Genomic DNA, 24,500 nt, shown 5'->3' on the forward strand with positions numbered 1-24,500 from the left:
CCTCGGAACCGTCGGGCTTACGTCTACTGCTTTCGCGCACCGAGGTACCGGACGTCGAACTCGCAGCGCTCGTCGTCAGGGCCGTCGACGCGTGCTCGCTCGCGGAAGTGCCCTTGGATGCGTTCGCGCCAGGCGGCGACGGCGTCCTCGTGCGCCTGGAGGTGCTCGTCGACGTCGTACTCGGGTGATTCGGCCGGTTCCGGCTCCGTCTCCGGTGCCCGTGGGAACGACGGCGCGTCCTCGTCCACGAACGCGTCGGCGGGAACCACGAGCGGGTCCGCGCCGGTGTCGCTCGACGGGTCGCGCTCCGAGCCCGCGGGTTGCTGGGCGCTCATCTCACCGGGGACGTGGATTCGGGCGCGTTGTCGTCGACGGAACGGTGGCGTCACCCGGAGGACGGTCTCGCGGCCCTGCGCGGTCGCCGCGAGCGCCGCGACGACGTCGTCCGCGTGCACGACGAGGACGTCGACGGTCCGCGGGTCCGACGATTCCGCTGGCATACGAGCACGTGAGCACGCCACTGACTTGGTTCGCTCGCCGGCGGAACCCGTTCGAGACGGCACGGCTGCGTCCCGTGGCATTCGAGACGTTACGCCTGCGTCCCGTGGCGCGACTTGGTGGACATTGTCGACGTCGGTACCCATAACCCGTCGGCCGTCCACGCCTCTGCCATGGACGCACACGTCTCTCCGTCCGTGGTCTCGGGGACTGCACGGGCGCCACCGTCGAAGAGCTACACGCATCGCGCCATCCTCGCCGCCGGGCTCGGCGACGGCGCCACGGTCCGCGACCCGCTCGTGAGCGCGGACACGCGAGCCACGGCCCGCGCGGTCGAGGCGTTCGGCGGGAACGTCGCGTTCGCCGAGGACGGAACCGAGGCGGTCGTCGACGGCGTCGCCGGTTCGCCGGGGACGCCCGACGACGTCGTCGACTGTGCGAACAGCGGGACAACGATGCGCCTGGTCACCGCGGTCGCGGGACTCGTCGACGGAACGACCGTCCTCACGGGCGATTCGTCGCTCCGTTCGCGCCCCCACGGCCCGCTCCTGGACGCCCTCGGACAGCTCGGCGCGACGGCGCGGAGCACGCGCTCGAACGGGCAGGCGCCGCTCGTCGTCGACGGCCCGATGACGGGCGGGACGGCGAGCATCCCCGGCGACGTCTCCTCGCAGTTCGTCACCGCGCTCCTGATGGCGGGCGCCCGCACCGACGACGGCGTAGACGTCGCCCTCGAGACCGAACTGAAGTCCGCGCCGTACGTCGACATCACGCTCGACGTCCTCGACGCGTTCGGCGTCGGCGCGACGGCGACCACGAGCGAGACCGCGGACGCCGTCGCGGGCTATCGCGTCGACGGTGGCGGGACGTACGCGACCGCTGACGGCGAGTACCGCGTTCCCGGTGACTTCTCGTCGATGTCGTACCTCCTCGCCGCCGGCGCCGTCGCCGGTGACCCGTCGGTCACCGTGGAGGGTGCGGTCCCGAGCGCGCAGGGGGACGCAGCGATTATCGACATCATCGAGCGGATGGGCGCGTCGGTGGACTGGAATCGCGATGCGGGGACCGTGGTCGTCGAGCGCGCCGACCTGGACGGCGTCACGGTGGACGTCGGCGATACGCCCGACCTCCTCCCGACCATCGCCGCCCTCGGTGCGGTCGCCGACGGCGACACCCGCATCGAGAACGCCGAGCACGTCCGGTACAAGGAGACCGACCGCGTGACCGCGATGGCCGAGGAGCTCGCGAAGCTCGGCGCGAGCGTCACCGAGGAGCAGGATGCCCTCACGGTACACGGGAGCGAGACGACGCTCGAAGGGGCGACCGTCGACGGACGCGCCGACCACCGGGTCGTGATGGCGCTCGCCGTCGCCGCGCTCGCCGCCGACGGCGACACCACCATCCGGGGCTGCGAGCACGTCGACGTCTCCTTCCCCGGATTCTTCGACGTCCTCGCCGACCTCGGCGCGCACGCCCACCCCATCGACTGATCCGGAGGCGATATCGGCGGGCCGGTGGCGCTGTCGACGGACGGAGCGGGAACTGAACTGCTCTGGTGTGAGTCTTGCTACCGCGACCAGTCCCTCCAGCAGATTCATGCACGCTGTCGCCTTCGTCCGAGATATGCTTCGCGACGACGTCGAGGCCGACCTCCGCGAGCGGATGCAGGACGGCCCGCGGCTCTACCCGGCGTACGAGGACTACTGCTTCGGGAACGTGCCCGGAACGCTCACGAGCGCGCTCGGCGAACCGACGGGGACGCGCCGGCTGCCCGCGGACGTCTACGACGGCGTCGACGGCGTCGGCGTGGACGGCGACCGCGACGTCGACTACGTCGTCGTGTTCCTCGTCGACGGTTTCGGGCTCTCGCAGTGGCACGACCACCGCGAGCACCCTGTCGTGAGTGGTGTGGAGGAGTCGACGACGGTGACGCCACTGACGAGCGTGTTCCCGAGCGAGACGGCGGCCGCAATCACGACGTTCAACACCGGCGTGTATCCCGCCGAGCACGGTGTCCTGGGGTGGAACGTCTACGACCCCGAACTGGACGCGTCGTTCCGTGGACTCGGGTTCGACGGCAAGGCGGGCTCGTCGGTCGAGGAGTTCGAGTCGGCGGACGCGTACGCTGTCGACCCGCTCTATCCGGCGCTTGCGGAGGCGGGCGTGGAATCTCGTCTAGTGGCGCCGTTCCCGTGCCAGTACGCTGGGGCGACCGGCTACGAGTACGACGGCGCGGACGTCTCGTCGGTCGTCGATGCGACCGAGGAGGCCGTGCAGGAAGCGAACGATCCGTCGTACGTCTACGTCTACCTGCCGCATGTCGACCACGAGGGGCACGCGAGTGGGACGCAGTCCGCTCCGTACGCGTCGGTCGTCGACGAGACGTGGCGTGCGGTCGGTGATGCTGTCGCCGCGACGCGCGCTGCGGTCGACGCTGACGACGACGTGCTGGTCGCGTTCGTCGCCGACCACGGGCACGTCGATACGGACCCGGAGCGGAACGTCGACCTCGGCGAGTACCCGACGGTCGTCGACGGACTGGAACGGTACGGCGACGGGTCGCCTGTGTATCTGTCTGGGAGTCCACGGAACGTGGAGCTTCACGTCCGTGCGGACGCGAGAGGCGACGTTCGGCGGGTGCTCGAGGACGAGGTCGGTGCGTACGTGCTCGACGGCGAGTCGGTACTGGAGCGGGAGCTGTTCGGCGATGGGCCGGTCGCGAGTGAGACGGAGCGTCGCGTCGGCGACCTCGTTGCGCTGCATCCGACGTTGGGGACGTGGTTCGGTGGTGACGTGGAGTCGGAGGAACTGCGACTGGATGGGATGCACGGCGGATTGCATCCGGACGAGATGCTGGTACCGTTCGCTGCGGGACGACTCGAGGACGTCGCGGACGCACTTTAGGGTGCGCGTTGGCTGACAGGTGGCTGCGGTCGTCGCGTGTGCCGGTGGATTCGCCACGCTCCCGCCCTGGTCCACCGGCGGTGGTTCGTCATGGCACGTCGAGCGTGGCCGCGGCTTCGTAGTTGAATGGTCGGCGTCAGCGAGCGCTGTGGTTTAGGTCTGGTGTAAACATCCGGGGGTGTGGATTGGCTGGTGGGTGCGTGTGTGCTGACGAGGGAGGTGTGATGGTCGTGGGTTGGATTTGCGGCTAGGGGAGGGTTGAAAGGGTGGGGCGCGTAGGGTTGAGCATGAACGGGAACCGGTTCGGGCGGCTCTTCCAGGTGACGACGTTCGGCGAGAGTCACGGCGAGGCGATGGGCGTGACGGTCTCGGGGTGCCCTGCGGGATTGGAGCTCTCCGAGGAGGACATCCAGCGGGACCTCGACCGGCGCAAGCCCGGGCAGTCGAAGATCACGACGAGTCGCGGGGAACCGGACGCGGTCTCGATCAAGTCCGGACTCCAGGAGGGGTACACGACGGGGACGCCGATTGGGATGGTGATTGACAACAAGGATGCACGGAGCGGGAAGTACGAGCCGTTCGTCACGGCGCCGCGGCCGAGTCACGGGGACTTCACGTACTCGGCGAAGTTCGGGACGCGGAACTGGGGCGGCGGCGGTCGGTCGTCGGCCAGGGAGACCGTGAACTGGGTGGCCGCTGGCGCCATCGCGAAGAAGCTCCTCGCACGCGAGGGCGTCGAGTTGAAGGCGCACGTGAACCAGATAGACGACATCGAGGCGCCCGACGTGAGCTTCGCGGAGATGCGGGAGCACAGCGAGGAGAACCCGGTCCGGTGCGCGCACCCGGAGACGGCGGAGCGGATGCGCGAGCGCATCGACGAGTACCAGGAGGCGGGGGACTCCATCGGTGGGAGCATCGAGTTCCGCGCCGAGGGGGTACCCGTCGGGCTGGGTGCGCCGCGGTTCGATTCGCTGTCGGCGCGACTCGGGCAGGCGATGATGAGCGTGCCGGCGACGACCGCGTTCGAGTTCGGGCTCGGGACCGAGGCGACGACGTGGACGGGCAAGGAGCGCAACGACGACTGGGAGTTCGACGACGACGGGAATCCGGTCCCCGAGGAGAACGACCACGGTGGCATCCAGGGCGGTATCTCGTCGGGCGAACCCATCTACGGCGAGGTGACGCTGCACGCGCCGACCTCGATCCCGAAGGCACAGGAGACGGTGGACTGGGAGACGGGCGAGCAGAAGACCGAGCAGGTCATCGGCCGCCACGACCCCGTGCTCCCGCCGCGCGGGGTGCCGGTCGTCGAGTCGATGCTCGCGCTGACGCTCGCGGACTTCATGCTCCTCGCCGGCCGCATCAACCCGGACAGGGTCGACGGGGACGTCGGCGAGTACGACACCGACTATCACCCGAGCAGTCCACGAAACGAGTGAGCAGTGTCCGCGGCGGGGGAGAGCGGGGTCCGAGCCAGTGGAGCGGAGTTTGAGACGGGTTGCCGCCTGACAGCCGGGTCGCTCTCGATGGGTCCGCGTGTCGCGTGCGCCGAATCCGGCCGGTGGACCGCGCTCAGGTGGGTGTTCTCCTCGGTTCGTGGAGACGTTCGGTGTCCCGGATGAACGTTCGTTTCAAATCCCGCGGGTCGGTGCCGTCCCCGGAAACATCGAAACCGTTCCCCGGTTCTTCACAATTATTGTGTGCTAATGGATAGCAAAGGCTTTAGTCGGTTTCTCGTGAATCTTCAAGCACCTAGGTCCAGCATGGGCCGTGACTACCAACAATGACTGACGACGACCTCATCTGGCGCGTCTCGGGCGGTTCCGGCGACGGGATCGACTCGACCAGCCAGAACTTCGCGAAGGCCCTGATGCGATCGGGGCTGAACATCTTCACGCATCGTCACTATCCCTCTCGAATCCGCGGCGGCCACACGTACGTCGAGATCCGGGCGTCCAACGACGACGTTCGGTCCCGCGGCGACGGATACAACTTCCTCCTCGCCCTCGGCGACTCCTTCGCGCGCAACCCGAAGGAGGACGCCTACTACGGGAACGAGGAGCTGAAACCGCTCAGCGAGAACCTCGACGACCTCAACGAGGGCGGCGTCATCGTCTACGACACCGGCCTCCTCGACGAGGACGACGTCGCGGAACTCGACCTCGAGGCGCGCGCCGAGGAGAACGACTGGCACCTCTACCCGATGGACCTCCGCGAGATCGCGAAGGAACACGGGCGCGAGGTCATGCGGAACACCGCCGGCGTCGCCGCGACCGCCGCGCTCCTCGACATGGACCTCCAGCACATCGAGGAGATCATGGGCGAGGCCATGTCCGGCGACATCCTCGACGCGAACGTCACCATCCTCGAGGACACCTACGAGGACGTCAAGGAGAACACGGAGATGACTCACGACCTCCGTGCACCCACCGGCGAGTACGAGAGCGAGCAGGCGCTGCTCTCGGGCTCGAACGCCATCGCGTACGGCGCCATCGACGCCGGCTGTCGGTTCATCGCGGGCTACCCGATGACGCCGTGGACGGACGTCTTCACGATCATGAGCCAGAACCTCCCGGAGATGGGCGGTATCTCCGAGCAGGTCGAGGACGAGATCGCCGCAGCCGCGCTCGCGGTGGGCGCCAGCCACAACGGTGCGAAAGCGATGTCCGGGTCCTCGGGCGGCGGGTTCGCGCTCATGAGCGAACCGCTCGGCCTCGCCGAGCAGACCGAGACGCCGCTCGTGCTCGTCGAAGCGATGCGCGCCGGTCCCTCCACGGGGATGCCGACGAAGCCCGAGCAGGCCGACCTCGAGCACGTCCTCTACACGAGTCAGGGCGACAGCCAGCGCGTCGTGTTCGCGCCCGGGAACATCCGGGAGGCCTACGAGCAGACGCGGATGGCGTTCAAGATCGCGTACGACTACCAGATCCCCGCCATCCTCGTCTACGACCAGAAGCTCGGCGGCGAGAACACGAACGTCGACGTCGAGTTCTTCGACCGCGAGCCCGCGCCCGACCTCGGGTCGACGCTCACCGAGGAGGAGCTCCGGGAGGCCGCGCACGACGACTCCGGGAAGTTCCACCGGTTCCAGCACGACCCCGAGAACAACTTCGAGGGCGTCCCCGACGGCGTGAGTCCACGGTCGCTCCCCGGCCAGCAGGAGGGCCGCTACCTCGCCAGCGGGAACGAGCACAACCCGAGCGGGCACATCAGCGAGGACCCGGACAACCGCGTCGCGCAGATGGACCGCCGGAAGCGCAAGAAGGAGGCCATCCGCGCGGAGCTCGACGAGGACTCCCAGCAGACGTACTTCGGGCCCGAGGAGGCCGAGTACGGTATCCTCACGTGGGGGTCGAGTCAGGGTGCGGTCAAGGAGGCCGTCGACCGCCTCAACGAGAACGGGCACTCCGTGAAGGCGCTGTCCGTGTCGGACATGATGCCGTACCCCGTCGAGGAGGTCACCGAGTGGCTGGAGAGCGTGGACGAGGCGATGGTCGTGGAGATGAACGCGACCGCGCAGTTCCGCGGTCTCACGCAGAAGGAGCTCGGTCGGTTCGGCGACAAGCTGACGAGCCTCCTGAAGTACAACGGGAACCCCTTCGAGCCCGCGGAGGTCGTCGAGGGGTTCGAAGCGAACGTCAACGGCGGCGACACCTCGGACCTGCAGGCGCAGGTCCGGATCGAACCTGCAGCAGGTGACTAACCTATGAGTGCATTCAACGCAGTCGACGACGAGCGAGAGATCGACCGGGACGAGTTCACGCCCGGTATCGAACCCCAGCCGACGTGGTGTCCGGGGTGTGGTGACTTCGGCGTCCTGAAGGCGCTGAAGCAGGCGCTCCCGGAGGTCGGGAAGACGCCCGAGGAGGTCCTGACGGTCACGGGCATCGGGTGCTCGGGGAAGCTGAACAGCTATCTGGACACGTACGGCTTCCACACGATTCACGGCCGCAGTCTTCCGGTCGCGCGTGCGGCGAAGCTCGCGAACCCCGGCGTCGAGGTCATCGCCGCGGGCGGTGACGGCGACGGGTACGGCATCGGTGGGAACCACACGATGCACACCGCGCGCGAGAACCACGACATGACGTACATCGTGTTCAACAACGAGATCTTCGGGCTGACGAAGGGCCAGACGAGTCCCACGTCGCCGAAGGGTCACAAGTCGAAGACCCAGCCCCACGGGAACACGAAGACGCCGATCCGGCCGCTGTCGCTCGCGCTCACGAGCGGCGCGACGTACGTCGCGCGGACGGCCGCGGTGAACCCGAACCAGGCGAAGGAGATCATCAAGGAGGCCATCGAGCACGACGGGTTCGCGCACATCGACTTCCTCACGCAGTGCCCGACGTGGAACAAGGACGCGCGCCAGTACGTGCCGTACATCGACGTGCAGGAGTCCGACGACTACGACTTCGACACGAGCTCGCGGCGCGAGGCCCAGGAGATGATGACGAAGACCGAGGAGAAGCTGTACGAGGGCGAGGTCCTCACGGGCCGGTACTACGTCGACGACGAGTCGACGTCCTACCAGTCCCAGAAGCAGGACATCGGCGAGATGCCGACGGAGCCGCTCGCGGAGCGGTACTTCGACGACGACTACGAGTGGGAGCGTAGCTACGACCTGCTCGACCGCCACAAGTAACGCGACTGCGCGTTCGACGGTGACCGTCGGGGCTGGGGCCTGCGTTCGCAGGCCGCGGTTCCCGAGTTGCGAGGGCGAGTTCGGTCGTCCGAAAGCTTCTTTCGCACCGACGCAAATTTATTCTACATATGAGTACGGAGTCGACGGCCGATCGTATCCTCTCTATCTTGGAGGAGGACGCGCAGGCGTCCCACGCGGAGATCGCGAATCGAGCGGGGGTCTCGAAGCCGACGGTACGGAAGTACATCGACGAGCTCGAGTCCGATGGCGTCATCGTCGGGTACTCGGCGGAGGTGGATCCGAAGAAGCTCTCGAGTCAGTCGATCGCGCTCGTCGGTATCGACGTGGCGAGCGAGAAGTACGTCGAGGGGACGCGTGCGTTGAAGGCGCTGGACGAGGTGGAGTCCCTGTACACGTCGAGCGGCGACCACATGCTGATGGCGGAGGTGCGTGCGTCGGACGGGAACGCGCTCGGGTCCGTCATCGAGGACGAGATACTCGACATCGAGGGCGTGACTGCGGCGCATCCGTCCTTCCTCCAGGAGCGACTGAAGTAGCGACGCGACCGGCCGTCGCGTGGCCCAGTGAGGAGTGGGTTCTGTGGTGCTCGGTGACCGTCGACGAGCGGGTTCTCCGACCGGCGGGGTTATGACCGTCGCGTGTCAATTCGGGGGTATGCCGACGTTCACGCGAGAGGTTCGGGTCCGTGCGCCGTTCGACGCGGTCTGGGAGTTCCATTCGAAGGCGTCGGGACTGGAGGCGTTGACGCCCGAGTTCATGGGACTCGATCTGCTCGCGGTTCGCGGTCCCGATGGCGAGGTGGACCCGGACGTCCTGGAGACGGGTTCGGAGATCGAGATGCGGATGCAACCGTTCGGGGTGACGCCCGCGCAGTCCTGGACGTCGGTCATCGTGGAGCGCGAGGCGAACGACGGGTCGGCGTACTTCGTCGACGAGATGCGTGACGGGCCGTTCCGTCTCTGGCGGCACACGCACCTGTTCTACGCGGACGGCGACGACACCATCGTCCGCGACCGCCTCGACTATCGCCTGCCCCTCGGCGGGCTCGGTGACGCGGCGGGGCCGTTCGCGAAGGTCGGGTTCGAGGGGATGTTCCGCGACCGCCACAAGCGCACGAAGCGCCTCCTCGAGTAGGGCGTCGAGGAGCCGACGGGACTTTCCGGAACGCATACGTTTTTTCGCCCGGAGCGAATGGCGTGCTATCATGGCACGAGTTCTCGTCGTCGGTGGCGGTCCGGCCGGCCTGAGCGCGGCGCTGTTCACCGCGAAGAACGGCCTCGACACGAAGGTGTTCGACACCGACGACTCGTGGATGCACAAGGCGCACCTCTTCAACTACCTCGGCATCGAGTCGATGGACGGCGAGCGGTTCCTCGAGGAGTCCCGCGAGCAGGCGGACTCCTACGGCGTCGAACGCCACCAGGGCGAGGCCGTGACCGGCATCGAGTCGACCGACGGGGGCTTCGTCGTGACGACCGACGACGACGAGGACGCCGAGTACGAGGCCGAGTACGTCGTGCTCGCGACCGGCGCCGACCGCGACCTCGCGGAGGCGATGGGATGCGAGCACGACGACGACGGCACCGTCAGCGTGGACCTCTCGATGGAGACGTCGGTCGAGGACTGCTATGCGACCGGCGCGATGGTCCGCGACCAGGAGTGGCAGGCGGTCATCTCCGCCGGCGACGGCGGCGCCGCGGCGCTCGACATCCTCAGCGAGGAGGAGGGCGAGCACTTCCACGACTTCGACGTGCCGGCCGACGCCGAGTAGCGGACTGGTCGACCACCGCGGCGTCGTGGCCGGTCGGTTCGCCGAGTAGCCGACCGTCGGCCAGGTCCCCCTCGGGGATAGTCGCTTCGCCGGTACCGGAACGGGTTTGAGGGCGTCCGCGTACCGTGCACGTGTGTTCAGTCGGGTGCGGCGCGCGGTCGTAGAGCGGCCGGTCGTCGGTCTCGCCGTCGCGATACTGGCGGTGTCGACGAGCGCGCCGCTCGTTCGAGCCGTCGAGGACGCGCCGAGCACCGTGATCGCGTTCTACCGCGTCCTGTTCATGACCGCGCTCGTCGCCCCGTTCGCCGTCCGCCGGAACCCCGGTGACTTCCGCGAGATATCGCGTCGCGACCTCGCGATAGCGGTGGTCGCGGGGGTCGCGCTCGCCGCGCACTTCGCGCTCTGGTTCGTCAGCATCGACCTCACCACCATCGCCGCGAGCGCGACGCTCGTCCAGACCCAGCCCGTGTTCGTCGCCGTCGGCGCGTGGCTCGTGCTCTCGGACCGCATCACGCCTCGGACGGTCCTCGGTATCGTCGTCGCCGTCGTCGGCGCGGCGCTCATCGGCCTGGACGCCTCGGGCAGCTCCACCGTGTCCGACCCGCTCCTCGGGAACGCGCTCGCCGTCGTCTCCGCCGGGATGGCCGCGGCGTACGTCCTCGTCGGGCGGTCGCTCCGCCAGCGCGTCCGCGTGTTCCCGTACACGACCGTCGTCTACGGTGCGTGCACCGTCGCGCTCCTCGCGACCGCGCTCGCTCAGGGGCACGACCTCCTCGGGTACCCGTCGGTGGAGTGGGTGCTGTTCGCCGCGATGGCCATCGGCCCGGGGTTCTTCGGACACACTGTCATCAACTGGCTGCTCGAACGCGTCGAGTCCGCGGTCGTCTCCGTCTCACTCCTGGGGGAGGCCGTCGGGAGCGCGCTCCTCGCGCTCGTCATCTTCGGGGAGGTCCCCGGGTGGCTCACCGTCCTCGGGGGCGCGATCGCGCTCGCCGGAATCGCCGTCACCGTCATGGCGCGCGAACGCGGCGCCGACCCCGAAGCCGCCGAGGCGGACGAGGTTCCAGGCGACTGAGAACCGACCTCCGCTCTCTTGGCGGACGCGTCCCGACACACACCTGCGATGCAAGTGAACGTCCGCCCGCTCGGCGCGCTCGGCATCCTCGGCGTCCTCGGCGTCTTCGCGGACGAGCCAGCGCTCTACGCGCTGTTCGCGCTGTTCTCGCTCTTCGCCGTCGACCGGACCGTCGAGGTGCCCGTCCCGGGCACGAGCTGACAGTGTCGCTCGCGAACCACGGGCCGACGTCCGTTCAGCGGTCGTCCTCGACGTAGTCCGGCCGTTCGGCGTACGCGATGGGGTCGCGTTCGCCGAGCCGCTGGAACGCCTGCAGGCGGAACGCGCACGCGTCGCACGTCCCGCACGCGGGCTCGTTCTCCCGGTAACAACTCCACGTGTGCTCGTAGGGGACGCCGAGTTCGAGACCGCGTTCGGCGATGTCGGTCTTCGAGGACTCGACGAACGGCGCGCGGATCTCGACGTCGGTGTCGTCCTTCGTCCCGGCGTCGACGACGCCCTGGAACGCCTCGAAGAACGCCGGCCGGCAGTCCGGGTACCCCGAGAAGTCCTCGCTGTGCGCGCCGATGAACACCGCCTCGCAGTCGTTCGCCTCGGCGTAGCTCGTCGCCATCGCGAGGAGGTTCGCGTTCCGGAACGGCACGTACGAGTCCGGAACCTCGTCGTCGCCCAGGTCCGCGTCCGCGACGGCGAGCTCGTCGTCGGTGAGGCTCGACGCCCCGATGGCCGCGAGGTGCCCGGTCTCGACGTGCAGGAAGTCGGCGGCGTCGACCGCGTCGGCGAGCGCGCGAGCGCACTCGTACTCGCGGGCCGCGGTGTTCTGGCCGTACGACGTGTGCAGGAGGTACAGGTCGTAGCCGCGGTCCGCGGCGACGTACGCCGCCGTCGCCGAGTCCATCCCGCCCGAGGCGAGCACGACCGCGCGCTCGGCGGTCGCGTCGTCGTCGGGGTCGGCGGCGTCGTCGGGAGCGCGCTGGCGGGCGGACGATGCGGTCGTCGGGTCGGTCGTGTCGTCGGTCATGGTGAAGTCGAATGGAGTCACGTCTCGGGGGCGTCGTTCCAGAGGTCGACGTGCAGGCGCGGCGTGTACCGGTAGCCGCGGTCGAGCGCGAGGTCGGCGACGCGCTCGCGGGTCTCGGCGAGTCGGTCGCGGGTCGCGCCCTCGGGCATGAGGAGGACGTCCGCGTCGCGGACGGTCGCGGTCGTCGCGTCACGGAGTCGCGCGACGAGCGCGTCGACCTCGTCGACGTCGTCGCGCTCGGAGACGACGAACTTCAGCTGGCTGTCGTACGATTCCACGAGCGAACCGAGCGCGTCCAGGTCGATCCGGCGGTCGTCGTGGCGTTCGGCCCACTCGCCGTCGCCCTTCGGGTCGCGCTCGGCCGTGGGGACGCTGTTCGCGAGCTTGGGGGAGATGGACGCGAGGTCGACTGGGGCGTCCGTGGCGACGGTGCCGTTCGTCTCCACGGTCGTGTGGTAGCCGCGGTCGGCCAGGCGCTCCAGGAGCGTCTCGCTCGCGTCGTGCACGAGCGGCTCCCCGCCCGTGAGCACGACGTGTTCGGCGTCGTAGGACTCGACCTCGGCGACGACGGCGTCCACGTCCAGCCACGCGTGCGTCGGCTCCCACGACGTGTGATACGAGTCGCAGTACCAGCAACGGAGGTTGCAGCCGCTCGTGCGAACGAACACCGACGGCGTCCCCGCGAGCCGGCCCTCGCCCTGGAGGGACTCGAACAGCTCGTTCACCGGGAGCGCGTCGCCGTCCCCGTCTCTCCCCGAGTCGATGGCGTCGTCGTCGATGCGGTCCGTGACCGGCATCCCTACAGCGGGCTGCCGCCCGTGAGCTCGCTCGTCTCCGACACCTGCACGCGGACGTCCGCGACCGACTCCGGGAGCGCGTCGAGGAGCTTCGTCTCCAGGACGACGCTCATTACCTCCGCGGTCGGCGGGCGCTCCAAGGTCACGACCGCGTCGCCGTCGCCCGCGTCCTCGAACACCTCGACCAGCGGGTCGTCGTCCTCGAGGAGGAACCGGTGATCCCAGTCGTCGACGACGTCCGTCACCGCGCCCTTGTCGACGACCCAGCCCTCCTCGGTGACGTCGCCGGTGATGGCGACCGCGATCTCGTAGTTGTGGCCGTGCGGCCGCGAGCACTTCCCGTCGTGGTGCCGGATGCGATGCCCGGCGGAGATCCGCAGCGGTCGGTCCCGCCCCACGTACAGCGTCCGTCGCGCGTCCGCGAGGCGCTCCGCCGACGCCGACGATATTCTCTCCATCATACTCCGAGATTCCTGCAGTCGCACTTGAAACTGCTCATCCGCCGTGAACGCGCCGCTCGCCGGCCTGGAATCAGCGGGGAAACCGTCGGCAGGGACCACCGGAGGAGTCGTGTGCAGGGACCAGCGAAGGAATCGGCGGCAGATACCACCGGAGCAACCCGTAGCAGGAGCGAGTCCACGCGCGGACGGGCGCCTCGGTCGGCGGTCAGTCCATCTGTTCCTGTATCTGGTTCTTCGCCGCCGACCGGTCCTCCGTCGACAGGTCCGGTTTGTCGCCCGTGAACTCGATGGCGAACTCGTCCAGCGTGCGCCGGTAGACGTTCGTCCGCCGCCCCTCGTCGGAGAGCTGTCGCCCTTCACACTGGAGGAGCCCGACCGACTCCAGTTCCTCGATGCGACGATAGCACGTCGCGATGGGAACGCCCAGCTCGTCGCTGAGGTCCTGGGCGGACGTCGGCGTGCGCGCCGCGCAGAGGATCTCGGCGCTGTACTTGTTGCCGAGGGCCGTCAGGACGCTGGTGGCGACGTCGTCGGTCCGCGCACTCGAACTCATGTCCCAGCCCTTCACGATTATCACGTTTGAAACTTCCGGCTGGTCCGGCGGGCCAACGACCAGCTGACGACCAGTTAACGACCAGTTAACGACCAGCTGACGACCAGCGCACGCGACACACAGCTGGGCTTCCCCGCGACAACTCGCCGACACGCATACGGTCGTCTCGCTCCAACCGACGGCCGTGACGGAGCGCCGACCCCGCCGACGTCGGTACGTCCTCGCGCTCACCGGCATGGCGCGCCCCGACCAGCTGGCGCTCGTCTGCGTCGTGTACGCGCTGGGCGTCCTCGTCGCCGTCGCGCGCGGCGCCACGCACGCGAACGTCCTTGTCGGGGTCGGTGCACTCCTCGTGGTCGCCGTCGCCGTGCACTACGCGAACGAGTACGCGGACTACGACACCGACGCGCTCACCACCCGGACGCCGTACTCCGGCGGGAGCGGCGCGCTCCACGACGCCGACCTGGGTCGGCCGTTCGCGCGGCGCGCGCTCGTCGGCGCGAGCGTGCTCGCCGTCCTCGCACTCCTCGCGACCGTCGTCGCGGGCGTCCCCGCGTCCGCCACCGCGCTCCTCTCGGCCATCCTCGTCGTCGGCGTCGCGTACTCGCTCGGCCCACGGCTCGCGTGGCGCGGCCTCGGCGAGGTCACGAACGCCGTCCTCGGCGGGCTCGCACTCCCGCTGTACGGCGTCGCCGTCACCGGCACCGCGCCGGACGTCGTCGACGCCCTCACCTTCCTCCCGTTCACCGCCATCGTGTTCGCGAACCTCCTCGCCACGCAGTGGCCCGACCGACGCGCCGACGCCCACGTCGGGAAACGCACCCTCGCCGTCATCCTCGACGCGCACACGCTCAGACGGCTCTACGTCCTCGCCGCCGCCCTCGGCCTCGGCGGCGTCGGTGCACTCGTCGCTACCGGTCTCGCCCCCCTCGCGCTCCTCGCACTCGCCACGCCGACCGCCGTCCTCCTCGCCGTCGGCGCCCGCCGATACGGCCGGACCGAATCGCCCGCAGCGACCGTTCACGCCATGCTCGTGCTCGCGTTCGCGTACGTCCTCACCGCGGCCTGCGTCTGGTGACGCGACCGGTGCACTCGCCCAGACGCGCCACGCGACCCACCCAGACGCGCGCCACCCGGCCCTAGGTACGTGCGAGAACCGGTCACCGGTCACGGCACCGGACGCAGCGGCGCTCGTGGACGAGGGGCGCGACCGCGAGAACCACGCACACACCGGTCGGGGGGCAGATTTTTATCCGTGCGTACGGATTCACGAACACGAGAATGTCCGCGGACCTCCCCGACGAACTACAGGACGTCGAGGTCGCCTCGTCGTCCGACGAGGAGACCAGAGAGCCGGAGACGGAGCGCGCAGGCGGCGACGGGGAGCCCGACGAGGTCGAGCAGTTCGTCGTGTTCCGCGTCGGCGACCACCGCCTCGCGATGAACGTCGACGCCGTGAAGAACATCGTCAAGGTCGGCGAGCTGACGCGCGTCCCGCGAGCCGCGAACGCCATCGACGGCATCATGGACCTGCGCGGGGAGATCACCGCGGTGATCGACTCGCGGAGTCACTTCACGACGCGCGTCGACGAACCGCCCGAGAACGACCAGCGCATCATCGTCTTCGACATGCCACAGGACCGGCAATCGGCCGGAATCAGGGTGGACACCGTGGAGGGCGTCGAGCTGTTCCCGCTCAAGTACGTGACGCCGAGCGAGGACGCGACCGACGAGACCGCCGACCATCCGCTCGTCGCCGCGCTGCTTCGCCGCGTCGAGAACGGCGAGCGAACCGAGCCGATCGGCCTCGTCGACGTCGAAGGCATCATCGAAGCGTCCGGCCCGACGAGGTAGGCCGCGGGAGAACGTGTCATAGTCACGTCGCGACAGCATCGGTAGGAACCCCCTGAAACACCGTCAAGGCGTAGTAGCGACCTCATACCACTAGTTATCGGGGATGATAACCGGGCAATAGCATTTATGTTTTTGCTTCGTCTAACGATGCTTGGTGTATTAACCGAATGTCGACAGGGGTGCTCATCGTGGACGACTCTCATTTTATGCGGAATCTCCTCAGACAGATTCTGGAGGACGATTACGAGATACTCGGAGAGGCGTCCAACGGGGCCGAAGCGGTGAAATTGTACAAGGAACAGGAACCGGACATCGTCATGATGGACATCGTGATGCCGAAGTGTAACGGCATCAAGGCGACAGCCGCCATCAAGAAACTCGACCCGAACTCGCGGGTCATCATGTGCACGTCCGTCGGCCAGCGCGAGAAGATGAAGCTCGCCGTCAAGGCCGGTGCGGACGGCTACGTGACGAAGCCGTTCGAGGAACCCAGCGTCAGGAAGGCGCTGAAGGACGTCGTGCCTGCATGACGAGCGTGCTGGTCGTCGACGACTCGCAGTTCATGCGCACTGTCATCGGGAACGTGGTCGCGGACCACGGGTACCGTGTGCTGAGCGCCAGCGACGGCCAGGAAGCCATCGAGATGGTGCACGAACACGACCCGGACGTCATCACGATGGACGTGGAGATGCCCGGGATGGACGGCATCGAAGCCGTGTCGCGCATCATGGCGTCGAAACCGACGCCGATCTTGATGTTGTCCGCGCACACCGAGCAGGGCGCGGAGGCGACGCTCGACGCGCTCGCGCGCGGCGCCGTCGACTTCCTCGCCAAACCCGGTGGCGAGGTGACGCGGGACATCGAATCGCTCGGCGACCGTATCGTGGAGAAGCTCGAAGCGGTCGCCAGCGCGGACCTGTCGTCGATCGCGCCGACGGACGGACGGACCGCGGCCACAGCGGAGTCGACGACGACGGCGCGTGCCAGTCGACCGGAGACGAGCGACCGGTCGGCGGCTGCGGGCGACTCGTCCGTCGAACCGGACCGTGCGTTCGTCGAGCACCCCACTGTCGTCATCGGGGCGTCCACAGGGGGGCCGAAGATACTCGAGAGCATCCTGCGGTCGCTCCCGGTGACGCTCGACCCGAAAGTGCTGGTCGTCCAGCACATGCCCGAGAGCTTCACGGACCGGCTCGCCGCTCGCCTCGACTCGTTCCTGCCGTTCGACGTGTCCGAAGCGTCGGACGGGCAGCGCGTGACCGACGGCGACGTCGTGGTCGCGAAAGGCGGGTATCATCTCGAGGTCACGTCGAACGTCGCCGGGAACCTCCGCGTGCGCCTGACCGAGGGCGAGCGCGTTCACGGCGTCCGTCCCGCGATCGACGTGACGATGCAGACGGCCGCGGACCGCGTGTCTGACCCGCTCGTCGGCGTGGCGTTGACCGGCATGGGGAAGGACGGTGCCGCGGGTATCGAGGCGATCAAACGAGCAGGTGGGACGACCATCGCGCAGGACGAGGCGTCAAGTCCGGTGTTCGGTATCCCCGAGAAGGCGATCGCGACGGGGTGCGTCGACCACGTTCGGTCGGCCGCAGACGTACCGGGTGCTATCTGTGACGCGTTCGCGCAGGAGGCTTCGAGCCATGGATGAGTACGTACGCGACTTCGTGCAGGAAGGAGAAGAGAACGTCACCGAGCTGAACAACGCGCTCCTGGAGTTGGAGCACGAGCCCGGGGACGAGGAGGCGATGGACCGCATCTTCCGGATGGCGCACACCCTGAAGGGGAACGCGGGCGCGATGGGGTTCGAGGAGGCGAGCGACCTCGCGCACGCCATCGAGGACCTGCTGGACGCGGTGCGGGCGGGCCAGATGGCGGTGTCGGCGGACCTGATGGACGACGTGTTCGACGCGGTCGACGAGTTCGAGACGATGCTCGACGACGTGCGCGAGCACGGCGAGATCCGGACGGACCCGAGCGACACCATCGACCGGCTTCGTGCGGTGGAGGCGGCGGCGACGGGCGCGCCCGGCATCACGGATCCGTCCGAGGACGACCTCGAGGACGCGGTCCGCGGGCTGGACGACCTCGACGAACCCGACCACACGGTCTATCACGTCCGGCTTGCGGTCGTCCAGGAGGAGGGCGTGAACAACGCGGCGCTCGTCGTCGATGCGCTCGAGGACGCGTTCGACCTGCTCGGGACGACGCCGTCGCGGGACGTCGTCGAAGCGGACGATGCGAGCGGTCGCATCGACGCCGTGTTCGGGAGTGCGGTGACGCCCGGCGCCATCGAGGCGGCGTTGGAGCCCGTGGAGGCCGTCGACGACTGGATCATCACGGACGTCACGTCGCGCTACGCGGAAGCGGAGTCGGTGACGGACGAGTCCGCCGATGCGGCGGCCGCGTCGGCGGAACCGCTTCCCGACGACCCGGCCGCGGAGATCGACGAGGACGTCGCGCAGGACATGAGCGTCGACGAGCTCCTCGGGGAGTTCAACGAGTACGACGACCTGGACGCGCTCGTCGAGGAGATGGACGACGTGTCCGGGTTCGACGACCTCGGCGAGGCCGGGTCGTTCGACGACCTCGACCTCGGCGAGGACCTGGAGCCCGACGACGAACCGGCGGACGACCCGCTCGGCGGTGACGACCTCGCCGGTGACGACGACCTCGACCTCGGCGGCGATGACCTCGCTGGAGACGACGAACTCGACCTCGGTGGTGACGACCTCACCGGTGACGACGACCTCGACCTCGGCGGCGACGACGAGACAACGGCCGACGCCGGCGATGCGGACGACCCGGAACAGGTCGAGGACGCGGCGGAGACGTTCGCGGAACTCAAACAGGAGGTCGACCCCGTCGGGTTCGACGAACTCCAGGACGAACTGGACGAACTCGAGTTCGACGAGTACAGCGACGAGGAGGAGGTCGGGTTCGACGAACTCCTCGGCGACGACTTCGAGGAGGGCGACGACGACTTCTTCGGCGACGACGTGGACATCGACGACGGCGACGTCGACGACATCCTCGTCGACGACGTCACCGGCTTCGACGAAGCCGACGCCGAAGCGGACTCGGTCGAAGCCGACGCCGAAACGGACTCGGTCGAAGCCGACGCCGAAGCGGATTCGGTCGAAGCCGATTCGATTCCGGCCGACGTCTCGACCGAGGATGTGGACGCCGGCGAGACCGCTGTCGACGCCGCGACCGCGGCTGACGAGGCCGCCGCTGTCGGTGACGCGCTCGACGATGCGCAGACGGCAGACGCGACCGTGGACGCGGACGCATCCGAGACCACTGACGCGGACGCACCCGAGACCGCAGACACGGCCGCTGACGCGGGTGCACCCGAGACCGCAGACGCGACCGTCGACGACGGGTTCGACGAGGCGGCGACTGCGGAGGACGGGTTCGACAGCGCACCGGACGTTGGCGGGTTCGACGAACCAACGACCGTCGACGCCGGTGGCGACGACGAGTTCGGGCTCGAATCCGCCGACCCCGACGGTGACACGTCGTTCGACGACGTCGACGACCCCTTCGAGGGGACTGAGACGCCCGCGAGCGCCGACGCCGACGCAGGGTTCGGCGAAGACTTCGAGAGCGAGGGCATCGACAGCGACTTCGACACGGACGACTCGTTCGCGGCCGATACCGACGACTCGTTCGACGTCGAGAGCGGAGACGGGTTCGAGACTGACGCCGACCTCGACTTCGGCGAGGACGACGCGCCCGACGTCGACGCGGAGACGGAGGCGTCCTCGACGGCCGGGCCGCTCGCGGACGTCGACGAAGCCGACCTCGACAGCGTCGAGGTCGGCGAGTTCGAGCTCGACGAACCGGAAGCGGAGACGACGACCGCCGACAGCGACGTCCAGACCGGCGACTTCGGTACCGACGCCGGCTTCGGGGACGACGCGGCGTCGAGCGGCGTCGAGTACGACGGCGTCGACGCCGGCGGGTTCGACGACGCACCCGAGGACGCGGCCGACGTGGACGCGCCAGACGGCGAGATGGACCCCGACGAGGCACGCGCGCTCGTCGACGCCACGCTCCCGAGCTCGGGCGACGAGACCGGCGACAGCGACGTGCAGTCCGTGCGCGTCGACGTCGACCAGGTCGACCGCCTCCTGAACCTCGTCGAGGGACTCGTCACGAACCGCGTCCGCCTCCGCCGTGCCGTCGAGGAGGACGCGGGCCCCGCACAGCTCGACGACGACCTCGACGAGCTCGAGGACATCACGGGCGAACTCCAGGATACCGTGATGGACATCCGCCTCGTCCCGCTCAAGATGACCGCGAACAAACTCCCCCGCGTCGTGCGTGACGTCTCGCGCGAACAGGGGAAGGACGTGGACTTCGAGATGGACGGCGAGGACGTCGAGATGGACCGCACCATCCTCGACGAGATCAGCGACCCGCTCGTGCACCTCGTGCGGAACGCCGTCGACCACGGCATCGAATCCCGCGAGGAACGCGAGGGACTGGACAAACCGGACACGGGGACCGTGACGCTCGAAGCACGGCGTGCACGGGACCGCGTCGTCGTCGAGGTCACCGACGACGGCCGCGGCCTCGACCCGGACGTCCTCCGCGACGAAGCCGTCGAGGAGGACATCCTCAGCCGCGAGGAAGCGGACGCGCTATCGGACAACGACGCGCGCGAACTCGTGTTCCATCCGGGGCTGTCGACGGCCGCGGAGGTCACGGACGTCAGTGGCCGTGGGGTGGGGATGGACGTCGTTCGGTCGACGGTCGAGGACCTCGACGGCGAGGTCGAGATCGAGAGCGAACTCGGCGCCGGGACCACGATCCGACTCGTGCTCCCGGTGTCGGTCGCCATCGACGACGTCCTCTTCGTGGAATGCGGCGACGAGGAGTTCGGCATCCCGACGAAGGTCGTCCGGGACATCGGCTCCGCCGCAGCGGTGGAACAAGGCGACGACCGCGAGGTCGTTCGAACCGACGACGGGGACGAGACCCCGCTCGTACGCCTCGGAGACGCGCTCGGCTCGCCGGGTAGCGCTCGGGCGGACGGCGGCGGCATGCTCCTGCACGTCCGCGGGGACGTGCGGGACGTGGCGCTGCACTGCGACCGCGTTCAGGGCCAACAGGAGGTCGTCGTGAAACCGTACGACGACGTCCTCGGGGGTATCCCCGGGCTCTCTGGCGCGACCGTCCTCGGGGAGGGCGAGGTCGTGAACATCCTCGACGTGAAAACGCTATGAGAGCAAACAAACCATGAGCTTGATGGTAGACATCCGGAAGCTTAGCTTCATCAACGAGATGGCAAAGGTGGGGACGAACGGCGTCGCCGAGAACATGAGTAAACTCACGGGCGAGAACGCCCAGATGGAGGTGACGAAGACGAACTTCATCGACGTGAAGGACATCAAGTCCCAGCTCGACGACGGGAAGCGCGTCGGCGTCCGCGTGCGGCTGATGGAGCCGCCGCACGGGCACGTGCTCATCCTCTTCCCGGAATCGTCAGCGAAGAAGGTGACCGCGCTGATGCTGTCGGACATGGTCGACGACATGGGTGACGTGTCCGGGGAGATGGCGCGTTCGGCGGTCGAGGAGCTCGGGAACATGATGGCGAGCGGGTTCATCGACGGATGGGCGGACGTGCTCGGTCGCACCATCGACATCGCGACGCCCCAGCTCGTGTACGCACCCGCCGGCGACATCGTCGAGCGGACCGCGGGACTGGGCGGCGAGGATCTCGCGCTGTTCTTCGACTCGAACCTGACCGTCCCGAGTTACGATATCGCCGCCGAGATCTACGCGTTCCCCGACCTCGAGGAGTTCGTGGAGATGGTCAACGCGATCGAGGCACGGCCCCAATGAAACTGGACATCAAGGCACTCGGGACGTTCTACGAGATGGCGCGCGAAGGCGCCGGCCTCGCCGCAGGCCGCCTGACGCGGATGACGGGCGTCGAGACGAGAGTCGGCGTGACGAAACTGAACTTCATGCGGGGGTCGGAGATCCAGAAGGAGTTCGACGACGACACCGACAAGGTCGGCGTCCGCGTGGAGCTCTCGGACGGTATCGACGGGCATTCGGTCATCGTGTTCGACCGCGAGAGCGCGCTTCGCGTCGTCTCCACGCTCCTCGACGACACCGGTGACGAGTTCGACGACATGAGTCGGAGTGCCGTCACCGAGGTCGGGCAGATCATGAACGCCGGGTTCATCGACGGGTGGGCGGACGTCCTCGAGACGGGTATCGACGTGGAGACTCCCGAGTTCGTCGAGGGGGCGACGGCGATGGACTTCATCGGCGACCTCGAGGAGGCGCCGGACGCCGACGACTTCGCGCTGCTCTTCCAGAGCAAGATAGAGGCGGTCGACACCGAGATCGAGTTCCGGCATTACCTGTTCCCGGAGCGCGAGTCGATGGCGGCGGTCCTCGACCGGCACCGCGACCCGAACTCGGTCGGTATCGAGTACGACAAGCTCGCCGGATTCGACGAGATGGCGAAACAGGGCGCGAAGGAGGTGGCGTCGAACATCACGACCCTGACCGGTATCGAGACCGAGGTCGAGGTCCGCCGGTTGAACTTCGCGAGTCTCGAAGCCATCCCGGAGGAGATCGACGACGAGATGCTCGTCGGCGTCGCGCACGAACTCGACGGGAAGCCGTCGGGGTACCTGTTGTTCCTGTTCGACGAGCAGAGCGCGCGCGAGGTCGTCGAAGCGACGGTGCCGAGCCCGCCCGACGACGAGTTCGGCGACCTCGGCGTCTCCGCCATCAAGGAGCTCGGGAACATCATGGCGAGCGGGTTCATCGACGGGTGGGCGAACGTCCTCGGGACGACCATCGATCACTCGCCGCCGGAGTACATCCACGACTACGGCGCTGCGGTCATCGACCCGGTCGTCATCCAGCTCGGCGAGGACCAGGAGTTCGCGTTCGTGTTCGACACCGTGATGCGCGCGAACGACCGCGAGTTCGACTGCTCGATCTACGCGATCCCGAACCAGGACGACCTGGAGCGTGCGTTGAACGAGCTCGACGTGGAGAAGGTCGCGGACGCCGAAACGAAGGCCGACGTCTCGATAGACGAACTGGAGAACGCATGACGATGGAGGACGCATGAAGACGTACGGCAGCGAACCAGGGGCTCCCGAACCGGTGCAGGTCGGTATCTCGGAGTTCGTCGTCCGCGGGCGCGACGCCGAGGACACCCTGAAGTCCTACGGGCTCGGGTCGTGTCTCGCGGTGGCGCTCTGGGACCCCGATTCGGGGATAGGTGGACTCGCGCACGTGATGCTCCCCGACGGCGACGCCGCGGACGGCGCGGACGAGAAACCCGGGAAGTACGCGGACACGGCGATTCGCGCGATGCTCCGGCGGATGGTCGAGAAGGGCGCGGCGTACACGAGCGTCGAGGCGAAGATCGCTGGCGGGAGCGACATGTTCGAGTTCGAGTCGTTCGGCGACGGCGTCGGCGAGCGGAACACGGCCGCGGCGAAGGACGAACTCGGGAAGCTCGGTGTTCCGATCATCGCCGAGGACACGGGCGGGCAGCGTGGTCGCACGGTCGAGTTCGACACGAGCACCGGGACGCTCACCGTTCGGACCGCCGACGGCGATCACGGAGTGGTCGAGCTGTGAGCGGCGACGCCGCCTACGAGCAGGTCACCGCGTACGTCGAGGACGAGATCGGGTTCGCGACGAGCCACTACAACGACAGCTACCTGAAACGCCGACTGTCGAGTCGGATGCGTCGAACCGGCGTGGCGGACTACGAGGAGTACTACGAGCTCCTGAAGGGCAACGACGAGGAGGCCGAGGAACTCTTGGATTCGTTCTCGATCAACGTGACGGGGTTCTTCCGGAACCCGGACGTCTGGGAGGGGATCCGTGGTGTTCTCCGTGATCTGTCGGCGAACAACGAGCGCGTGCACGTCTGGTCCGCGGCGTGCGCGGACGGTCGGGAACCGTACTCGCTCGCGATGCTCGTCATCGACGACCCGCGGGTCGACGAGGAGAAGTTCCACATCTACGGGACGGACATCAACGAGGAGTCGCTACAGACCGCACAGTACGGCGAGTACGCGAGTTCGCGGACCGTCGACATCGAGGACCAGCTCTCGTTCCTCTCGAACTTCCACACGTACGTGGACCGCGACGGGGACTCGTTCCGGATGCGCGAGCGCGTCCGCCGGAAGGTCACGTTCGCGAAGCACGACCTCATCAACGGCGAGGCCAAGAGCGGGTTCGACCTCGTCGTCTGCCGGAACCTCTTCATCTACATCGACAACGAGTACAAGCAACCGATTCTGCGGACCATCGCGAACTCGCTGAAACCCGACGGCTACCTCGTCATCGGGAAGGCGGAGACGATTCCGCCACAGCTCAAGTCGGCCTTCGAGGTTCTCGACGGCCGACTCCGCATCTACCGTCGCGATTGACTACGGCACAAGATTCCCTCCCCTCGCCAGACACAGCAGATAATTCCGCAGATAGATGAAATTAGACCAACAATTGAGGTGGTGAGCGTGAGTTCATTGCCGTTCGGGTAGATGGGGCTGGTCGCGGCGACTGTTCGAGTCGTAGTCATCGATGGAAGGTTTGAGCCACCTGTGTCCGCTGGACCACCCGTCGTGCCGAGGTTGATCTACCATCGAACGAGAGGTGGTTTGATTTCAGACCGGTGGATGGCCTGCTGGCGTCACGGTCCGTACAAGCGAGTTGCGAGGAGCGCAACAACATTCGTCCTGTTGACGTCGTCGGGTTCGCCGACACATTCGTTGGTCGTCGATCGGACCGACAACAAGGGAATTCCGCTGGTGCGCGCGCCAACGTCGGAAGGGCGGTGTTCAGATAAGCACTGAAAAGTGAGGAACGGCATTTTCGAAGTGTTCTATGCCAGAAAACGCCGTCCTCAA

Annotated in this window: 24 protein-coding genes; 19 read left to right on the top strand and 5 right to left on the bottom strand. The window is 67.9% G+C overall.

The genetic code is table 11. The features are described 5' to 3' along the window. Positions 1–23 precede the first annotated feature (23 nt). Positions 24–500 carry a DUF8009 family protein gene (locus SM754_RS17375; RefSeq protein WP_323677423.1) on the bottom strand — a complete coding sequence of 159 codons (477 nt, stop codon included), beginning with the start codon at positions 498–500 and terminating at the stop codon, positions 24–26. A gap of 171 nt (positions 501–671) precedes the next feature. On the opposite strand from SM754_RS17375, the gene aroA reads away from it, so the two are divergent. From aroA to SM754_RS17425, 10 genes are all read left to right on the top strand, one after another. Then, on the top strand, positions 672–1,988 hold the full coding sequence (gene aroA / locus SM754_RS17380; RefSeq protein ID WP_323677424.1) for a 3-phosphoshikimate 1-carboxyvinyltransferase: 1,317 nt from the start codon (positions 672–674) through the stop codon (positions 1,986–1,988). Between the two features lie 133 nt (positions 1,989–2,121). Beyond that, on the top strand, positions 2,122–3,402 hold the full coding sequence (locus SM754_RS17385) for an alkaline phosphatase family protein (RefSeq protein ID WP_323677425.1): 1,281 nt from the start codon (positions 2,122–2,124) through the stop codon (positions 3,400–3,402). A 287-nt stretch (positions 3,403–3,689) separates the two neighbouring features. Next, complete coding sequence (gene aroC / locus SM754_RS17390; RefSeq protein WP_323677426.1) at positions 3,690–4,841, top strand: chorismate synthase; 1,152 nt, start codon at positions 3,690–3,692, stop codon at positions 4,839–4,841. Between the two features lie 344 nt (positions 4,842–5,185). Continuing rightward, positions 5,186–7,105: a 2-oxoacid:acceptor oxidoreductase subunit alpha gene (locus tag SM754_RS17395; RefSeq protein ID WP_323677427.1), complete on the top strand. Its 1,920-nt coding sequence runs from the start codon at positions 5,186–5,188 to the stop codon at positions 7,103–7,105. Positions 7,106–7,108: 3 nt separating this feature from the next. Then, positions 7,109–8,044 (top strand): thiamine pyrophosphate-dependent enzyme, encoded by a 936-nt coding sequence (locus SM754_RS17400; RefSeq protein WP_323677428.1) that lies wholly within the window; start codon positions 7,109–7,111, stop codon positions 8,042–8,044. Positions 8,045–8,172: 128 nt separating this feature from the next. Then, on the top strand, positions 8,173–8,601 hold the full coding sequence (gene lrpA1, locus SM754_RS17405) for an HTH-type transcriptional regulator LrpA1 (protein ID WP_323677429.1): 429 nt from the start codon (positions 8,173–8,175) through the stop codon (positions 8,599–8,601). Between the two features lie 118 nt (positions 8,602–8,719). Next, complete coding sequence (locus tag SM754_RS17410) at positions 8,720–9,199, top strand: SRPBCC family protein (protein WP_323677430.1); 480 nt, start codon at positions 8,720–8,722, stop codon at positions 9,197–9,199. A gap of 67 nt (positions 9,200–9,266) precedes the next feature. After that, a complete protein-coding gene (locus tag SM754_RS17415) occupies positions 9,267–9,836 on the top strand; it encodes an NAD(P)/FAD-dependent oxidoreductase (RefSeq protein ID WP_501993819.1) in 570 nt (189 codons plus the stop codon). A gap of 133 nt (positions 9,837–9,969) precedes the next feature. Continuing rightward, complete coding sequence (locus SM754_RS17420) at positions 9,970–10,911, top strand: DMT family transporter (RefSeq protein WP_323677432.1); 942 nt, start codon at positions 9,970–9,972, stop codon at positions 10,909–10,911. Positions 10,912–10,959: 48 nt separating this feature from the next. Further along, positions 10,960–11,112, top strand: a complete 153-nt coding sequence (locus SM754_RS17425) for a hypothetical protein (protein ID WP_323677433.1) — start codon at positions 10,960–10,962, stop codon at positions 11,110–11,112. A 34-nt stretch (positions 11,113–11,146) separates the two neighbouring features. Here SM754_RS17425 and queC read toward each other — a convergent pair whose 3' ends face one another. The 4 genes from queC to SM754_RS17445 form a co-directional block, all read right to left on the bottom strand. Beyond that, positions 11,147–11,932, bottom strand: a complete 786-nt coding sequence (gene queC, locus SM754_RS17430) for a 7-cyano-7-deazaguanine synthase QueC (RefSeq protein WP_323677434.1) — start codon at positions 11,930–11,932, stop codon at positions 11,147–11,149. A 17-nt stretch (positions 11,933–11,949) separates the two neighbouring features. Next, complete coding sequence (locus SM754_RS17435) at positions 11,950–12,729, bottom strand: 7-carboxy-7-deazaguanine synthase QueE (RefSeq protein ID WP_323677435.1); 780 nt, start codon at positions 12,727–12,729, stop codon at positions 11,950–11,952. 2 nt (positions 12,730–12,731) lie between these two features. Next, positions 12,732–13,190 (bottom strand): 6-pyruvoyl trahydropterin synthase family protein, encoded by a 459-nt coding sequence (locus SM754_RS17440; RefSeq protein WP_323677436.1) that lies wholly within the window; start codon positions 13,188–13,190, stop codon positions 12,732–12,734. A gap of 205 nt (positions 13,191–13,395) precedes the next feature. Then, positions 13,396–13,743, bottom strand: a complete 348-nt coding sequence (locus SM754_RS17445) for a helix-turn-helix domain-containing protein (protein WP_323677437.1) — start codon at positions 13,741–13,743, stop codon at positions 13,396–13,398. Positions 13,744–13,927: 184 nt separating this feature from the next. Between SM754_RS17445 and SM754_RS17450 the strand changes: the two genes are divergently transcribed. From SM754_RS17450 to SM754_RS17490, 9 genes are all read left to right on the top strand, one after another. After that, on the top strand, positions 13,928–14,821 hold the full coding sequence (locus tag SM754_RS17450) for a prenyltransferase (protein ID WP_323677438.1): 894 nt from the start codon (positions 13,928–13,930) through the stop codon (positions 14,819–14,821). Positions 14,822–15,024: 203 nt separating this feature from the next. Beyond that, entirely contained in the window at positions 15,025–15,597 is a 573-nt protein-coding gene (locus SM754_RS17455; protein ID WP_323677439.1) for a chemotaxis protein CheW, read from the top strand. A 167-nt stretch (positions 15,598–15,764) separates the two neighbouring features. Then, complete coding sequence (cheY, locus tag SM754_RS17460; RefSeq protein WP_227130611.1) at positions 15,765–16,127, top strand: chemotaxis protein CheY; 363 nt, start codon at positions 15,765–15,767, stop codon at positions 16,125–16,127. Further along, entirely contained in the window at positions 16,124–17,248 is a 1,125-nt protein-coding gene (gene cheB / locus SM754_RS17465) for a chemotaxis-specific protein-glutamate methyltransferase CheB (protein ID WP_323677440.1), read from the top strand. The genes cheY and cheB overlap by 4 nt, the downstream gene beginning before the upstream one ends. Further along, entirely contained in the window at positions 17,241–20,831 is a 3,591-nt protein-coding gene (locus SM754_RS17470; protein WP_323677441.1) for an Hpt domain-containing protein, read from the top strand. Before cheB ends, SM754_RS17470 begins: the two co-directional genes overlap by 8 nt. Before the next feature lie 13 nt (positions 20,832–20,844). Continuing rightward, on the top strand, positions 20,845–21,450 hold the full coding sequence (locus SM754_RS17475) for a chemotaxis protein CheC (protein ID WP_227130614.1): 606 nt from the start codon (positions 20,845–20,847) through the stop codon (positions 21,448–21,450). Further along, positions 21,447–22,688, top strand: a complete 1,242-nt coding sequence (locus SM754_RS17480; protein WP_323677443.1) for a chemotaxis protein CheC — start codon at positions 21,447–21,449, stop codon at positions 22,686–22,688. Before SM754_RS17475 ends, SM754_RS17480 begins: the two co-directional genes overlap by 4 nt. 13 nt (positions 22,689–22,701) lie before the next feature. Continuing rightward, positions 22,702–23,223, top strand: a complete 522-nt coding sequence (locus tag SM754_RS17485) for a chemotaxis protein CheD (RefSeq protein WP_323677444.1) — start codon at positions 22,702–22,704, stop codon at positions 23,221–23,223. Continuing rightward, the gene (locus tag SM754_RS17490) at positions 23,220–24,023 is read left to right on the top strand and encodes a CheR family methyltransferase (protein ID WP_323677445.1); all 804 of its coding nucleotides are present in this window, start codon (positions 23,220–23,222) and stop codon (positions 24,021–24,023) included. The genes SM754_RS17485 and SM754_RS17490 overlap by 4 nt, the downstream gene beginning before the upstream one ends. The last annotated feature ends 477 nt before the right edge of the window (positions 24,024–24,500 follow it).

It is taken from the genome of Halorubellus amylolyticus (genome assembly GCF_034808145.1).
GTDB lineage: Archaea > Halobacteriota > Halobacteria > Halobacteriales > Natrialbaceae > Halorubellus.

What these genes read in the sequence shown, in the direction of transcription:
- SM754_RS17375 (WP_323677423.1), bottom strand. Translation starts at nt 500, where the DNA reads ATGCCAGCGGAATCGTCGGACCCGCGGACCGTCGACGTCCTCGTCGTG.
- aroA (WP_323677424.1), top strand. Translation starts at nt 672, where the DNA reads ATGGACGCACACGTCTCTCCGTCCGTGGTCTCGGGGACTGCACGGGCG.
- SM754_RS17385 (WP_323677425.1), top strand. Translation starts at nt 2,122, where the DNA reads ATGCTTCGCGACGACGTCGAGGCCGACCTCCGCGAGCGGATGCAGGAC.
- aroC (WP_323677426.1), top strand. Translation starts at nt 3,690, where the DNA reads ATGAACGGGAACCGGTTCGGGCGGCTCTTCCAGGTGACGACGTTCGGC.
- SM754_RS17395 (WP_323677427.1), top strand. Translation starts at nt 5,186, where the DNA reads ATGACTGACGACGACCTCATCTGGCGCGTCTCGGGCGGTTCCGGCGAC.
- SM754_RS17400 (WP_323677428.1), top strand. Translation starts at nt 7,109, where the DNA reads ATGAGTGCATTCAACGCAGTCGACGACGAGCGAGAGATCGACCGGGAC.
- lrpA1 (WP_323677429.1), top strand. Translation starts at nt 8,173, where the DNA reads ATGAGTACGGAGTCGACGGCCGATCGTATCCTCTCTATCTTGGAGGAG.
- SM754_RS17410 (WP_323677430.1), top strand. Translation starts at nt 8,720, where the DNA reads ATGCCGACGTTCACGCGAGAGGTTCGGGTCCGTGCGCCGTTCGACGCG.
- SM754_RS17425 (WP_323677433.1), top strand. Translation starts at nt 10,960, where the DNA reads ATGCAAGTGAACGTCCGCCCGCTCGGCGCGCTCGGCATCCTCGGCGTC.
- queC (WP_323677434.1), bottom strand. Translation starts at nt 11,932, where the DNA reads ATGACCGACGACACGACCGACCCGACGACCGCATCGTCCGCCCGCCAG.
- SM754_RS17435 (WP_323677435.1), bottom strand. Translation starts at nt 12,729, where the DNA reads ATGCCGGTCACGGACCGCATCGACGACGACGCCATCGACTCGGGGAGA.
- SM754_RS17440 (WP_323677436.1), bottom strand. Translation starts at nt 13,190, where the DNA reads ATGATGGAGAGAATATCGTCGGCGTCGGCGGAGCGCCTCGCGGACGCG.
- SM754_RS17445 (WP_323677437.1), bottom strand. Translation starts at nt 13,743, where the DNA reads ATGAGTTCGAGTGCGCGGACCGACGACGTCGCCACCAGCGTCCTGACG.
- SM754_RS17455 (WP_323677439.1), top strand. Translation starts at nt 15,025, where the DNA reads ATGTCCGCGGACCTCCCCGACGAACTACAGGACGTCGAGGTCGCCTCG.
- cheY (WP_227130611.1), top strand. Translation starts at nt 15,765, where the DNA reads ATGTCGACAGGGGTGCTCATCGTGGACGACTCTCATTTTATGCGGAAT.
- cheB (WP_323677440.1), top strand. Translation starts at nt 16,124, where the DNA reads ATGACGAGCGTGCTGGTCGTCGACGACTCGCAGTTCATGCGCACTGTC.
- SM754_RS17470 (WP_323677441.1), top strand. Translation starts at nt 17,241, where the DNA reads ATGGATGAGTACGTACGCGACTTCGTGCAGGAAGGAGAAGAGAACGTC.
- SM754_RS17475 (WP_227130614.1), top strand. Translation starts at nt 20,845, where the DNA reads ATGAGCTTGATGGTAGACATCCGGAAGCTTAGCTTCATCAACGAGATG.
- SM754_RS17480 (WP_323677443.1), top strand. Translation starts at nt 21,447, where the DNA reads ATGAAACTGGACATCAAGGCACTCGGGACGTTCTACGAGATGGCGCGC.
- SM754_RS17485 (WP_323677444.1), top strand. Translation starts at nt 22,702, where the DNA reads ATGAAGACGTACGGCAGCGAACCAGGGGCTCCCGAACCGGTGCAGGTC.